Below are 13,650 nucleotides of genomic sequence, written 5' to 3'. Positions count from 1 at the left end.
CCCCCCCCTCACCCCACGTGCTGCCGATCACCGAGAAGAGGAGCGTCGTGACCGCGGAGACCTCCCAGACGCTCGACCGGGGACTGCGTGTCCTCAAACTGCTGGCCGACACCGATCACGGTCTGACCGTGACGGAACTGTCCAACAAGCTCGGCGTGAACCGCACCGTCGTCTACCGGCTGCTGGCCACCCTCGAACAGCACGCGCTCGTCCGCCGCGATCTGGGCGGCCGCGCCCGGGTGGGCCTGGGCGTGCTGCGGCTGGGACGGCAGGTGCACCCGCTGGTGCGGGAGGCGGCGCTGCCGGCGCTCAGGTCGCTCGCCGAGGAGGTCGGAGCGACGGCCCATCTGACGCTCGTCGACGGCACGGAGGCGCTGGCGGTCGCCGTGGTCGAGCCGAGCTGGACCGACTACCACGTGGCGTACCGCACCGGTTTCCGGCACCCGCTGGACCGTGGCGCGGCGGGCCGCGCCATCCTCGCCGGCCGCGGACCCGACAAGGACCTCGGGCCCGGGTTCGTGCTCACGCACGGCGAGCTGGAGGCAGGTGCCGGAGGTGCCGCCGCGCCGGTGCTGGGCGTCACCGGCATCGAGGGAAGCGTCGGCGTGGTCATGCTCACCGACTCCGTCCCGCAGAAGGTCGGGGAGCGCGTGGTGCGCGCGGCGCAGGAAGTCGCCGACGCCCTGAGGTGAGGAACCGCGGCCGGGGAGAAGCGACCGCGGCGCGCATTGCTAGGTTGCCGGGGTGAACACACCCGCCACCCGCCCGGGTCTCCGCTCCCGGCTCGTCTCCCTGGTGCGCTCGCCGCTGCGTCTGACGGCGCGGGGGCGCACGCTGGTGATCTGCGCCGTCCCGTTCGCCGCGCTGGTCGCCGTGGCCGCGCTGGCTCCGCTGCCGATGTCGCTCGCGCAGCCGGGGCTCACCGCGAACGTGCTGGGAGACAACAAGAGCAAGCCGGTCATCACGGTCTCCGGTGCGGACGGGCGCGCCGTGTCGCGCAAGGACGGCGGGAAGCTGCTGATGACGACCATCGCGGCGACACCGCCGGACGCGACGGTGCGGCTGCCGCAGGTGCTGAGCAGCTGGTTCCGCACGGACCGGGCGGTCATGCCGAGCGAAGCGGTCTACCCGGAGGGTGACACGACCGAAGAAGTCGAGAAGCACAACCAGGACGAGATGCGCCAGTCCCAGCAGGCGGCGGTCAAGGCGGCGCTGGGGCAGCTGCACCGGTCCTCCCGCGACGTGCGGGTCTCGCTCCGGCTCGCCGACGTCGGAGGTCCCAGCGCGGGTCTCCTCTTCTCCCTCGGCGTCATCGACAAGATCGACGGCGACGGCAGCGGCGGCGGTCTCACCGGAGGCCGGACGATCGCCGGCACCGGCACGATCAAGGCGGACGGCACGGTCGGCCCCGTCGGCGGGGTGCCGCTGAAGACGAAGGCGGCCAAGCGGGACGGCGCTTCGGTCTTCCTCGTGCCGAAGGCCGAGTGCGCCGACGCGGAGGCCGAACTCCCGAAGGGGCTGCGGCTGGTGCCGGTCACCGACCTCGACGGGGCGCTCGACGCCCTGAAGGCGCTCAAGAGCGGCGGCAGGGTGCCGGCCTGCTGAGCCCGGCACCCTGCCGCGGGGTCGACCCGGCGCCCGTCAGCCGGTCTTGATGAAGCCTTCCTTCACGAGCCAGTCCTTGGCGACGTCGTGCGGGTCCTGGCCCTCGACGTCCACCTTGGCGTTGAGCTCCTGCGCCATCTTGTTGTTGAGCTTCTTCGTGATGGGCGCGAGCAGCCCGGCGATCTCCGGGTGCTCCTTCATCGTCTCGCTGTTCATCTCGGGGGCGACGTTGTAGTTCGGGAAGAACTTCCGGTCGTCCTCGATGATCTTCAGCTTCAGCGCCGGGATACGGCCGTCGGTCGCCGCGATAGCGCCGAAGGCGCACGGCTTGCCCTTCGCGGTCTGCGTGTAGACCACCCCGCCGGCCATCTTGTGCACCTGGCCCGCCGGGAACCTCATGCCGTACTTCTTGGCCATGCCCTTCAGGCCGTCTTGGCGGGAGGCGAACTCGCTGTCGGCGCAGATGCTCGCCGCGTTGGGGTTCTTGCGGGTGAGTTCGGCGACGTCCGAGAGGGTCTTCGTGCCGTACTTCTTCTGCAGCTGGTCGCTGATGACGAGCGCGTAGGTGTTGTCGAGGACGGACGGCTGCAACCACTCGATGCCGTGCTTCCTGTCCTCCTTGCGCACCGCCTCCCACTGCTCCCGCGGGTCGGGAACCGGCTTGGTGTGGCCGAGGTAGGTGATCCAGGAGGTGCCCGTGTACTCGTACATGCCGTCGGCCGTGCCGGACTCGACGGCTGAGCGGGCGCCGATGGATCCCTGGACGGCGGTGCGGTCGACGACCTTCGCCCCGGCTGCCCGGAAGACGAGGCCCATCATCTTCCCGAGGATGATCTGTTCGGTGAACTCCTTGGACGTCACGGTCAGTTGGGCACCCTTGAGAGGCTGCCCGGCGCCGACCGTGCCGGGCTTCACGTTGTCGGCGAGCGGGCTGCCGCTGACGAGCCCGCATCCGCTGAGGGTGCCGGTGAGGGCCAGGGCGGTCGCTCCGGCGGCGAGCGTGTACGTCCGCCCGTACCGGCGTCCCCGGCCGTGGGGAGGAGTGCCGGGCTGCCGTTCTCCGCGGCGCGGTTGCAGCGTGCGCATCAGGACGATCCCTCCAAGCCGCGTGGGCGCAGCAGCAGTTCGACGATCGAGGCGAGCCAGTCGACCAGCAGGGCGAGGGCGACCGTCAGGACCGAGCCGAGCATCAGGACCGGCATGCGCTGGTTGGTGATGCCCGACGCGATCAGGTCGCCCAGCCCGCCGCCCCCGATGAAGGTGGCCAGCGTCGCCGTACCGACGTTCAGTACCAGGGCGTTGCGGACGCCGGCGAGGATCAGCGGTACGGCGAGGGGGAGTTCGACCTTGCCCAGTACGCCCAGCGGCGACATGCCGATTCCCCGGGCCGCCTCGGTCAGTTGGGGATCGATGCCGCGCAGCCCGGCGATGGTGTTGGCGAGCACCGGCAGTACGGCGTAGACGACCATGCCGGCCACGGCGGTGGTCTGGCCGATGTTCAGCCAGAAGACCAGCAGCACCAGCAGGCCGAGGGACGGAACCGCCTGGCCGAGGTTGGCCACTGCCAGAGCGACGGGTGTCGCCTTGCGCAGCCACGGGCGGGTGAGCGCGATGCCCAGCGGGATCGCGATGATCAGCACGAAGAACGTGGAGATCGCCGTCATCTCGATGTGCTGGCGGATGCGCAGACTCACGTTGCCGTCGGCGAGGGAGTTGCGGGCGATGGCGTCGAGTTCGGCGCCTCGGAACCACAGCCAGGTGCCGATCAGTACGAGCGCGATGAGGCCCGGCAGGATCGTGAGCTTCTGCCAGGTGAGCCGCGCGGTGATCCGCTCGCCTCCGGCGGGGGCCGCGGCGACGGCCTCCCCGGGCGCCTCCAGTGCGACGGCCCCGGCGGTCCCAGCGGCCCGGGCGGCGGTCGTCTGTGCGGGGACGCGTGCCGCGGTCCGCGTGGCGTCGCCGCCTTCGGGGGCGTCCGCGGCGCCGGTCCGGGGCTTCTCGGGGGTCTCTCCGCTCACGTGAGGCCCTCCTGCGCGGCGTACGTGCGGCGGGCCTGCTGGTCGCTCACGCTGTGCTGATGCTCGATGGCCTCCAGCCGGTCCGCGTCCAGGAGGTCGTGCACGGAGTTCATCAGCGTCTCCATGTCGACGACGCCCGTGTACTCGCCGCGCCTGCCCGTCACGGCGACGCGGCCGGCGTTGTCGGTGAGCACGGCCTCCAGGGCGTCCCTGAGAGTGGCGTCGCGGGTGACGGTGTCGTGCACGAGCGTCCCCGCGCGCGCCAGCGAGCCCTTGGCGTGCGCCAGGTCGCCGCGCCGCAGCCACTTGTACGGGCGCTGCTTGCGGTCCAGCAGCAGCACCTCGTTGGTGGTGCCGGTGCTGAGCATGCCGGAGATGGTCTCCAGCGGCTCCTCGACGGTCGCGGTGGGGAAGTCGACGATCCCCACGTCGCGCACGCGGGTCAGGTTGAGCCTCTTCAGGGCCGCGCCCGCTCCGACGAATCCGGAGACGAAGTCGTCGGCGGGGTTGGTGAGGATGGCCTCGGGGGTGTCGAACTGGGCGATGTGCGACTGCTCCCGCAGCACCGCGATCCGGTCGCCCAGCTTGATCGCCTCGTCGAAGTCGTGGGTGACGAAGACGATCGTCTTGCGCAACTCGTGCTGCAGCCGGATCAGTTCGTCCTGCAGATGGTCGCGGGTGATGGGGTCGACGGCGCCGAAGGGCTCGTCCATCAGCAGCACGGGCGGGTCGGCGGCCAGAGCGCGGGCGACGCCGACGCGCTGCTGCTGCCCGCCGGAGAGCTGGCGGGGGTAGCGGCCCTGGAACTCGGCCGGGTCGAGTCCGACGAGGTCGAGCATCTCCTCGACCCGCGCCTTGATGCGGGCCTTGGGCCAGCCGGCCATCTTCGGGACCTGCGCGACGTTCTGCGCGACGGTCATGTGCGGGAAGAGGCCGGAGGACTGGATCGCGTAGCCGATCTTGCGCCGCAGCTTCACGGCGTCCATGTCGGTGACGTCCTCGTCGCCGATGCGGATACGTCCCGACGTGGGCTCGATCAGCCGGTTGACCATCTTCAGCAGGGTCGACTTGCCGCAGCCCGACGGGCCGACCAGGACGACGATCTCGCCGGCCTTGATCTCCAGGTTCACGTCGTCGACCGCGGGCGACGACGAGCCGGAGTAGCGCTTCGTCAGCCCCTCCAGCTTGATCGGGGCGCCGGACTGCCGGCTGCCCCCGCCTCCGCCGGCGGTCAGCGAGACCTCGCCGGGGCTCCCGGCCGCGCTGCTGCCGCCGCCGCTGTCCGGGCCGGTGCCGGCTGTCGTGTTCTCCGGTGTCTCAGGCACGTATCCCCCTCGGGATGGTCAGGCGTCCGATGAGGACGTACGCGGCGTCGAAGAGCAGGGCGAGGACGACGATGCCGAGCGTCCCCGCGAGCACTTGGTTGAGGGCGTTGGCGCTGCCGAGCGAGGCCACGCCGCGGAAGATGCTGTTGCCCAGGCCGGGACCCGAGGCGAAGGCGGCGATGGCGGCGATGCCCATGAGCATCTGCGTCGAGACGCGGATGCCGGTGAGGATCGGCGGCCAGGCCAGCGGCAGTTCGACCTTGACGAGCTGCCGCAGCCGGGACATGCCGATGCCGCGGGCCGCGTCCACCAGCGCGGGATCCACGCCGCGCAGCCCGACGATGGCGTTCCGCACGATCGGCAGCAGCCCGTACAGCGTCAGAGCGATGACGGTCGGCGCCACTCCCAGCCCGACGAGCGGGATGAGCAGGCCGATCAGGGCCAGCGAGGGCACCGTGAGGATCGTCGCGCCCGTGATGGTGGCGACGTCTCCGGCCCACTCGCTGCGGTACGTCACGACGCCGATGACGACGCCGATGACGGTCGCGGCCACCATGCACTGCAGGACGGCGCTCGCATGCTGGAGCGAATCCGCCAGCAACTGGGCATGCCGGTTGCCGAGATACTCCCAGAAACTCACTCTGGCACCCCTCGCCTCTTCATTCGTCTCCGTCGCTTCCGTCGCTTGCGTCGCACACGGCACCTGCGTCGCCGCGTGCGCCACCAGCACTGCTTACCGCCTCCGTGTCACAGCGAGATCACGTCCGGGCAGGTCGGAGCCTGTTCGTGATCAGGGCGTGCCGTGCCGGGAGGGCGGTCCCGGCACGTCCGGGGCGTCCGCCGACCCGGCCGCCTGGCGCACCAGCGGCACGATCCGCAGCGGCACGGGGTTCTCCATGACGATGGCCGTGGAGGCCCGGACGATCCCCGCGAAACCGACCACCCTGTCGATCACCCGCTGAAGGTCGGCGTTGGACCGTGCCACGAGGCGGCAGAGCATATCCCCGTGCCCGGTCGTCGTATGCAGCTCGAGCACCTCCGGTACGGAGCCGAGGTGCGCGCGCACGTCCGGCCCCTGGCCCTGCTTGATCTCCAGGGTGGCGAAGGCCGTGACCGGGTAGCCGATGGCGGCCGGGTCGACGTCGGGCCCGAACCCGCGGATCACGCCCTGCGACTGGAGCCTCTCCAGCCGGGCCTGGACGGTGCCGCGCGCCACTCCGAGACGCCGCGACGCCTCGAGCACGCCGATCCTCGGTTCGTCCGCGAGGAGTTCGAGCAGCTTTCCGTCGAGTCGATCAATACCCAAGGCTTCCCCCTCCGTAACCAAGTTTCTGGGCACCTTGTACAGATAGACCCGCTAAGACGGGTGATCACTAGGCAAGGTGCTCAGTAAATACGCGAAGTATTGCGCACCTTGTGGAACGGCGGGAGCCTGAAGTCATGACTGAGACCCACGCAGCTCCCGCGCCGGCATCGCACGAGGACGCCCGGCAGGCCGACCCGTTCCCGGTGAAGGGGATGGACGCGGTCGTCTTCGCCGTCGGCAACGCCAAGCAGGCCGCCCACTACTACTCGACGGCGTTCGGCATGAGGCTCGTCGCCTACTCCGGCCCGGAGAACGGCAGCCGTGAGACCGCCAGTTACGTGCTCGAATCAGGCTCCGCCCGTTTCGTCTTCACCTCCGTCATCAAGCCGTCGACCGACTGGGGACGCTTCCTCAACGAGCACGTCGCCGCCCACGGCGACGGCGTCGTCGACCTGGCCATCGAGGTGCCCGACGCGCGTGCCGCGTACGAGTACGCCGTCTCGCAGGGCGCGCAGGGTCTCGCCGAACCGCACGAGGAGAGCGACGAGCACGGCACCGTCGTACTCGCCGCCATCGCCACCTACGGCAAGACCCGGCACACGCTCGTCGACCGGTCCCGCTACGACGGCGTCTTCCTTCCCGGCTACGTCCCGGCGAAGCCGATCGTCGAGCCCGGCAAGCGCAACTTCCAGGCGATCGACCACTGCGTGGGCAACGTCGAACTCGGCAAGATGGACGAGTGGGTCGGCTTCTACAACAAGGTCATGGGCTTCACGAACATGAAGGAGTTCGTGGGCGACGACATCGCCACCGAGTACAGCGCGTTGATGTCCAAGGTCGTCGCCGACGGCACCCTGAAGGTCAAGTTCCCGATCAACGAGCCGGCGATCGCGAAGAAGAAGTCGCAGATCGACGAGTACCTGGAGTTCTACGGCGGTGCGGGCGTCCAGCACATCGCGCTCGCCACGAACGACATCGTCTCGACGGTGCGCGCGATGCGCGCCGCCGGAGTCCAGTTCCTGGAGACCCCCGACTCGTACTACGACACGCTCGGCGAATGGGCCGGTGAGACCCGCGTCCCCGTGGAGACGCTGCGGGAGCTGAAGATCCTCGTCGACCGCGACGAGGACGGCTACCTGCTGCAGATCTTCACCAAGCCCGTCCAGGACCGGCCCACGGTCTTCTTCGAGATGATCGAACGGCACGGCTCCATGGGCTTCGGCAAGGGCAACTTCAAGGCGCTGTTCGAGGCCATCGAGCGCGAGCAGGAGAAGCGCGGCAACCTCTGACGCCGCCGGAGCCCCGAGCGGGCCGTACGGACCGGGCAGCCGGCCGTACGGCCCGCTCGGGGCTCCGCCCGCCCCGCCGTGCAGGAGCGCGGTCCAGGAGGCCGTCGTGGGGGTGTGCCGCTCCGGCGTGCGGGTCCGGACGCTTCCCCTGCCTTCGGCGGGGAGACCCCTTGATTTGCGGCCCGGGCAGCCCGGGGTCCTTCTGGTGCTGGTCGTGTGGGCCCGGGCCGGAAATCACGCTTGAGTGTCCGGACGCGCGCGCCTGCGCGTCCCGCCCCCTCCCGCTGTCCGGCGGCTATCCGGCGTCCCGCCCCCCGGCCTGCGCCTTCTCCTCCCGCGGTCGCTCCGCCCGGCCTTCCCCGCGGCTCCCCGCGGGTGCGAGGGTGAGAGGCATGAGCGAGCTGACCGCACGGCTGCGGGAGGGCCTTCCCGCGGACGCCGTCCTCACCGACCCGGACGTGACCGCCTCCTACGCCCGCGACATGGCCGACTTCTGCCCCGCCGGGACGCCCGCGGCCGTCGTCCTGCCGCGCAGCGTCGAGGAGGTGCAGCACGTCATGCGGACGGCGACCGCGCTGCGCGTCCCCGTCGTGCCGCAGGGCGCGCGGACGGGCCTGTCGGGCGCTGCCAACGCCGCCGACGGCTGCGTCGTCCTGTCGCTGCTGCGCATGGACCGGATCCTCGCGATCAACCCCGCGGACCGGACAGCCGTCGTCGAGCCGGGCGTCGTCAACGCCGTGCTCACACGAGCCGTCAACGAGCACGGCCTGCACTACCCGCCGGACCCCAGCAGCTGGGAGCAGTGCACGATCGGCGGCAACATCGGCACCGCCGCCGGCGGCCTGTGCTGCGTGAAGTACGGAGTCACGGCGGAGTACGTGCTGGGCCTTGACGTCGTACTGGCCGACGGCCGCCTGATGTCCACCGGCCGGAGCACCGCCAAGGGCGTCGCCGGCTACGACATGACCCGGCTCTTCGTCGGCTCCGAGGGCAGCCTCGGCGTCGTCGTACGGGCGGTGCTGGCGCTCCGGCCCCGCCCGCCCCGGCAGCTCGCCCTGGCAGCCGAGTTCCCCTCCGCGGCGGCGGCGGGCGACGCCGTGTGCCGGGTCATGGAGAGCGGCCACGTGCCGTCCCTGATGGAGCTGATGGACCGTACGACGCTGCGTGCCGTCAACGACCTGACGAAGATGGGGCTCCCCGAGTCGACCGAGGCCCTGCTGCTCGTGGCGTTCGACACGCACGACCCGGGGGCCGACCTCGCCGCCGTGGGCGAGCTGTGCGAGGCGGCCGGCGCCTCCCAGGTCGTGCCGGCCGAGACCGAGGCCGAGTCGGAGCTGCTGCTGCAGGCCAGGCGCAGCGTGCACTACGCACTGGAGGCGCTGCCCGGCACCACGATGATCGACGACGTGTGCGTGCCGCGCTCCAGGCTGGCCGACATGCTGGAGGGCACGGCCGCCGTCAGCGAGAAGTACGGCCTGACGATCGGCGTCTGCGCCCACGCCGGTGACGGCAACACCCATCCCACCGTCTGCTTCGACCCGGACGACGAGGACGAGACGCGGCGTGCGCATGAGGCGTTCGACGCCATCATGGCCCTCGGTCTGGAGCTCGGAGGCACCATCACGGGCGAACACGGCGTGGGCGTGCTGAAGAAGGAGTGGCTGGCACGTGAACTCGGCCCGGTGGGACTGGAGATGCAGCGCGGCATCAAGCAACTCCTCGACCCGCTCGGCCTGCTGAACCCGGGCAAACTGTTCTGACTCCGTGCGGGGCGGCCCGAGTCACCCCCGGGCGGGCGCGCGGGGGCCTGCCCGGTGCGGGGCGTCCGGTTCCCTGCGTCCCGCGGTGTGTGACACAACAGCCGTACGGCAGCGGCGACTTGCGGGCGGGCGGGTGTGTGGAGGGTGCGGCCGTGCCGGAGACGGCTTCGGATGACGCGAACGAGTGAACTGCGGGGAGTGCCGCGTCACACCTCCGCATCACCCGACTCGTCGGACGGCAGGCGCGCGTCGTCGCCGGACGCCGTCTCCATGAGCCCCTGCAAGGCCGCGTCCATGCCCAGGATGTCGGACTCGCGCCCCGGCGGGACCAGCCGCAGGGTGCGCTCGAGCCAGCCCGAGACCACGGACGAGGGCATCTCCAGCAGCGCGTCCCCGTCCGGCGACGACAGCGCCACGCAGACGAGGTCGCGGCCCTGCACCTTCGCCGGCCACGCCCTCACGTCCCCCTCGCCGCAGGGGCGGAAGACGCCCTCGACGAGCAGCTCACGCGCGAAGGTCCAGGTGACCGGAGCCCCCGGCCCCACATGGAAGGCGACGCGCACCGCGTACGGATCCTCCGCGCGGTACGTCAGCAGCGCGTGTACGGGCAGGCTGCGCTCGCGGGAGAGCACCAGCCGGATCTCCACTTCGCTTTCGACGAGCATGTTCATGGGAGCGCCCCTTTCGCGATCACGAGGCCAGGCGCGCAGCCTGAGGTGGCGTGCAATGGAAGAGAGGGCCCAGGCAGTGGTTCGTCACGCGTCTTCGCTTCATTCTTCCTCCGTGGAGGGAGTACGCGTCCAGCTGGGGTGGGCAAGTCGTCTGCCCTGTCTGGTAGATGTGGACACTACGCTTCACTATTGCCTCCGCGCGGGGTAACTGCACAGCACGTAAGCAACACGACGACACAACGGTCGAACAGATACGGGACCTGGACTATGAGTGCGCCTCTCTCGGGGACCGGCGGCGGCCCTGCCCCCGGCTTCTATCCGGATCCGTCCATCCCCGGCTATATCCGCTACTGGAACGGGTCCTCCTGGGTGCCCGGCACCAGCCGTCCCGAACCCGCCGAGGGCGAAGCGATGCCCTCGCCGCCCACCGCAGAAGCGGCTTCCACCGCCATCTCCTCGGCGCCGCCCGCCTCCTCGGCGGAACCGGCCCCCACGGAGGAGACCGGCCCCGTCTTCCTCGACGAGGACAACACGGGCGGCAGCGGCGCAGCACAGAGCACAGGCCCCGGTGACAGCGGTGCGGAGTCGGGCGGCCTGGTGCCGTCGGCCCGAAGTGGCGCCTCTCTCCCGGAAGTTCGCCCCCGCGGCGAGGTGGAGCAGGCACAGGGCGAACCCCTCGACTGGGACGACCCGAGCCGCCTGCACGGCCGCCGCCCCGAGCCCGCCTCGGCATGGCAGGCCGACGCCTCCAGGCAGGAGGGCTTCGCGGGCCGGAGCGAGGAACGCGTCTCGTGGGGCCGCGGGGAGCGCGAAACCGCCTCCACGGACGGCACTTCGGGCGTCGCGAGCGCCGATCCCCGTGGCGGGTGGGGCCGTTCCGCCGAGGAGGCCGCTGCGGAAGGAAGCCCGTCCGGCGGCGCGGAGGCCGGCGCCGGCACCGGCACCGAGGGCGGGGAGAGCGGCGGCGGAGCGGGGAGCGCCGGACAGGCGGCCGCCGGCGCCGCGCCCGGCGCGGAGCAGCAGCCCGTTCCCGAGGGCACCTTCCAGATGCGCGCGATGAGCGCCGAGGATCTGCGCAACGCGGCGCGCGCCCGCCAGGCCGGCGCGTCCGCCCCGGTGCCGGACCACACGGTGGGGCTGCGCCGCTCGGACTTGGCTGCCCATCGCAGGGACGGCCAGACACCCCAGTCGGCGGCCTCCCTGTCCGCGCAGAGCGCCCCCGCCCAGTCCCCGACGGCCCAGCCGCAGCTTCCGGCCCAGCCGCAGACTCCCTCGCAGCCACCGGCGCAAGCTCAGCCTCCCGCCCAGCAGGCGCCCGGCCCGGCCCCCGCTCTGCCGCAGCAGCAGGTTCCGCCGCAGCAGGGCCTGCCCGCCGCCCCCCAGAGCCCGCAGCAGCCCGCCTGGGCGCAGCAGGTGCAGGATCTCGCGGGCCGGAACCAGGGCATGGGCGGCGACGCCTCCGGCGTCCCCGGTGTTCCCGCCCCGGGCGCGCCCTTCGCCCCGCAGGGCGGCGCCGAGCCCGTCACGCCGTGGCGGCCTCCCGTCTCGGACCCGTTCCTGCGGGCGGCCCAGCAGGAGGCCCGTCCTGCCGCGCTGGGCAAGCGGTTCGGCGCCCGCGTCGTCGACGGCCTGCTCACCTCCGCCGTGGGAGGCGGTGTCGCGTTCCTCTTCACCGGTCAGGCCGTGGACCACATCGAGGCGAAGATCGAAGCCGTCCGGCAGGCGGGCAGGACGGAACAGGTCTGGCTGATCGACGGCACCACCGGCGTCTACCTGGCCGCCGTCCTCGGCGCCCTGGTCCTCTTCGGCCTTCTCTACGAGGTGCTGCCGACCTGCCGCTGGGGCCGCACTCTCGGCAAGAAGCTGTTCGGACTGCGCGTGCTGACCATGGAGCAGCAGGACAAGCCGGGCTTCCGCAGCGCGTGCACACGCTGGCTGGTGCACGGCGCCCTCTCGGTCCTGGTGGTCGGCGTAGTCAACGTCATGTGGTGCCTTTTCGACCGCCCGTGGCGCCAGTGCTGGCACGACAAGCTGGCCGGCACCTTCGTCTCGAAGGACTCCGGGGAGATCCGGCTGTAGGGCCGCCGAGGGCGGCCGGGCTCGCCGCGGAGCCTGCCCGGCGCCCTCGCGCGTGCGGGCACTGCCCGGCGGCGGCAGGCCGCCCTTTCCGGCTCCGAGCGTCCCCGGCCGCCTCACTCCGATGACGCACGCCGGATGCGGGGCCGTCCGGCGCGCGTTCCACTCGGCCCATGAGCTCGGATCAGCCGGACCCCGACCCGTTCCGCAAGCGGGACGACCCGCAGGAGCCGCCGGAGGAGAAGCCCGGCGGCTCCTCGGGGCCCCCGCCGTCGTACGGCGGCGGTCCGTACGGCAGCCCGCCTCCGCCGCCCGGAGGCGCGGGCCCGGAGGGCGGACCCTATGGCGGCGGCCCGTACGGGCACTACGCGGGCGGCCCCTACGGCAGCAACCCCTACGGCGACATGAGCGGCGCCGCCGATCCACTGGCAGGCATGCCGCCGCTCGCCTCGCGCGGCAAGCGGCTGCTGGCGAGGATCATCGACGCGCTGCTGATCGGCATCCCCCTCGGGCTCGTCTTCTGGCTCACGCAGGGGGAGTGGAACTCGGTCGACGACGGCCGGACCTACACACAGCAGGGCATCTACTCGCTGGTGTATCTCGTCTACGAGGGCCTGATGCTGACGACCTCGGGTCAGACGGTCGGCAAGAAACTCATGAGGATCCGGGTCGCGATGCTCGCCGACGGCGACGTGCCGCGCGGCCTGCCGGGCTGGGCGCGCACGCTCGTGTACCACGTGCCGCCTCTCGTCCCCTGCGTCGGTTTCCTCTTCTGGCTGGTCAACGTGCTCTTCTGCACGTGGGACAAGCCGTACCGGCAGTGTCTGCACGACAAGGCGGCCAAGACGGTGGTGGTGGCGACGGACTGAGCCCGTGCGGCGTCGCGGGAGTGGCGTGGCCGCATGGCGGAACCCGCGCCGACAGCTCGCGTGACGACAGCCCAAGCGTGACGACGGGACGCGCGACGACAGGCCCGGCGTGCGGCCCTCCGGCCGCCCGCCGGGCCGCAGTCGCTCAGTGACGCAGGGACGGCTCGGCGAGACGGCGCCCGGCCCGGCCCGCCGCGACGGCCGGGGCCGCCGTGTCGCGCCGCGCGTGCACCCGGGAGCCCGCGGAGACCGTGGAGGCGCGTGCAGGCGCCTGCTCCGTGCTCGCGGCTCCTTGTGGCCGCCGGGACTTGGCCGTACCGGGTGCGGTGAGGGCCACCAGCACGCCGAGGGAGAGAGCGGCCACCGCGATCACCGCGACTCCGGCCCCCGACGGGGACTTGGAGAGCAGGAGCATCGCGAGGGTCGAGCAGATGACGGTGACCGAACCGTAGGCGAACTGTGCTGGGGTCGGACGCGGCATGGCGTGATCCGTCCTCGGGAGACATATCGGGGGTGGGCCGGTCGATCGATCCGGCGCTGAAGGCTCTCGTAAGACTCTACGACCGGGATGCCCGGGCACACCCAACGGTAAGCGTGAGCCCGGCCACGTCGGCGTTGCACAGGGGGCGCACAGTCGCACGGGGTTCGGGCCGTCCCAACTGATGGACAAGCGGGGGTACTTGGTCGAGCGGGACGAATCTGTGCATCAGGGTCTGTCTTTTCTCCCTCTG

Annotated in this window: 13 protein-coding genes; 6 read left to right on the top strand and 7 right to left on the bottom strand. The window is 71.7% G+C overall.

Annotated features, from left to right (window positions below):
* The first annotated feature begins 47 nt into the window (after positions 1–47).
* Together IEY56_RS23735 and IEY56_RS23730 are read left to right on the top strand one after the other, a co-directional pair.
* Positions 48–692, top strand: a complete 645-nt coding sequence (locus IEY56_RS23735; RefSeq protein ID WP_189039304.1) for an IclR family transcriptional regulator — start codon at positions 48–50, stop codon at positions 690–692.
* A gap of 121 nt (positions 693–813) precedes the next feature.
* Positions 814–1,605: a S16 family serine protease gene (locus IEY56_RS23730; RefSeq protein WP_229712157.1), complete on the top strand. Its 792-nt coding sequence runs from the start codon at positions 814–816 to the stop codon at positions 1,603–1,605.
* Positions 1,606–1,641: 36 nt separating this feature from the next.
* On the opposite strand, the gene IEY56_RS23725 is transcribed toward IEY56_RS23730, so the two are convergent.
* The 5 genes from IEY56_RS23725 to IEY56_RS23705 all read right to left on the bottom strand — a co-directional run bounded on the left by IEY56_RS23725 (position 1,642) and on the right by IEY56_RS23705 (position 6,254).
* Positions 1,642–2,691 carry a glycine betaine ABC transporter substrate-binding protein gene (locus tag IEY56_RS23725; protein WP_189039303.1) on the bottom strand — a complete coding sequence of 350 codons (1,050 nt, stop codon included), beginning with the start codon at positions 2,689–2,691 and terminating at the stop codon, positions 1,642–1,644.
* Positions 2,691–3,485 (bottom strand): ABC transporter permease, encoded by a 795-nt coding sequence (locus IEY56_RS23720; protein ID WP_189039337.1) that lies wholly within the window; start codon positions 3,483–3,485, stop codon positions 2,691–2,693. The genes IEY56_RS23725 and IEY56_RS23720 overlap by 1 nt, the downstream gene beginning before the upstream one ends.
* A gap of 134 nt (positions 3,486–3,619) precedes the next feature.
* Complete coding sequence (locus tag IEY56_RS23715) at positions 3,620–4,948, bottom strand: betaine/proline/choline family ABC transporter ATP-binding protein (protein ID WP_373292173.1); 1,329 nt, start codon at positions 4,946–4,948, stop codon at positions 3,620–3,622.
* Positions 4,941–5,588 carry an ABC transporter permease gene (locus IEY56_RS23710; protein WP_189039302.1) on the bottom strand — a complete coding sequence of 216 codons (648 nt, stop codon included), beginning with the start codon at positions 5,586–5,588 and terminating at the stop codon, positions 4,941–4,943. The genes IEY56_RS23715 and IEY56_RS23710 overlap by 8 nt, the downstream gene beginning before the upstream one ends.
* 150 nt (positions 5,589–5,738) lie before the next feature.
* On the bottom strand, positions 5,739–6,254 hold the full coding sequence (locus IEY56_RS23705) for an Lrp/AsnC family transcriptional regulator (RefSeq protein ID WP_189039301.1): 516 nt from the start codon (positions 6,252–6,254) through the stop codon (positions 5,739–5,741).
* Positions 6,255–6,388: 134 nt separating this feature from the next.
* Here IEY56_RS23705 and hppD point away from each other — a divergent pair, with 134 nt between their 5' ends.
* On the top strand, positions 6,389–7,543 hold the full coding sequence (hppD, locus tag IEY56_RS23700) for a 4-hydroxyphenylpyruvate dioxygenase (RefSeq protein WP_189039300.1): 1,155 nt from the start codon (positions 6,389–6,391) through the stop codon (positions 7,541–7,543).
* A gap of 392 nt (positions 7,544–7,935) precedes the next feature.
* Complete coding sequence (locus IEY56_RS23695) at positions 7,936–9,303, top strand: FAD-binding oxidoreductase (protein ID WP_189039299.1); 1,368 nt, start codon at positions 7,936–7,938, stop codon at positions 9,301–9,303.
* A gap of 206 nt (positions 9,304–9,509) precedes the next feature.
* Here IEY56_RS23695 and IEY56_RS23690 read toward each other — a convergent pair whose 3' ends face one another.
* Positions 9,510–9,974, bottom strand: a complete 465-nt coding sequence (locus IEY56_RS23690; RefSeq protein WP_189039298.1) for an SsgA family sporulation/cell division regulator — start codon at positions 9,972–9,974, stop codon at positions 9,510–9,512.
* 267 nt (positions 9,975–10,241) lie between these two features.
* On the opposite strand from IEY56_RS23690, the gene IEY56_RS23685 reads away from it, so the two are divergent.
* The gene (locus tag IEY56_RS23685; RefSeq protein WP_189039297.1) at positions 10,242–12,053 is read left to right on the top strand and encodes an RDD family protein; all 1,812 of its coding nucleotides are present in this window, start codon (positions 10,242–10,244) and stop codon (positions 12,051–12,053) included.
* Positions 12,054–12,223: 170 nt separating this feature from the next.
* On the top strand, positions 12,224–12,919 hold the full coding sequence (locus IEY56_RS23680) for an RDD family protein (RefSeq protein ID WP_189039296.1): 696 nt from the start codon (positions 12,224–12,226) through the stop codon (positions 12,917–12,919).
* A gap of 145 nt (positions 12,920–13,064) precedes the next feature.
* Here IEY56_RS23680 and IEY56_RS23675 read toward each other — a convergent pair whose 3' ends face one another.
* Positions 13,065–13,400: a hypothetical protein gene (locus IEY56_RS23675; RefSeq protein WP_189039295.1), complete on the bottom strand. Its 336-nt coding sequence runs from the start codon at positions 13,398–13,400 to the stop codon at positions 13,065–13,067.
* Between the last annotated feature and the right edge of the window lie 250 nt (positions 13,401–13,650).

The organism is Streptomyces daqingensis, assembly GCF_014645895.1.
Taxonomy (GTDB): domain Bacteria; phylum Actinomycetota; class Actinomycetes; order Streptomycetales; family Streptomycetaceae; genus Streptomyces; species Streptomyces daqingensis.
This window is presented reverse-complemented; position numbering and strand designations above follow the sequence as displayed.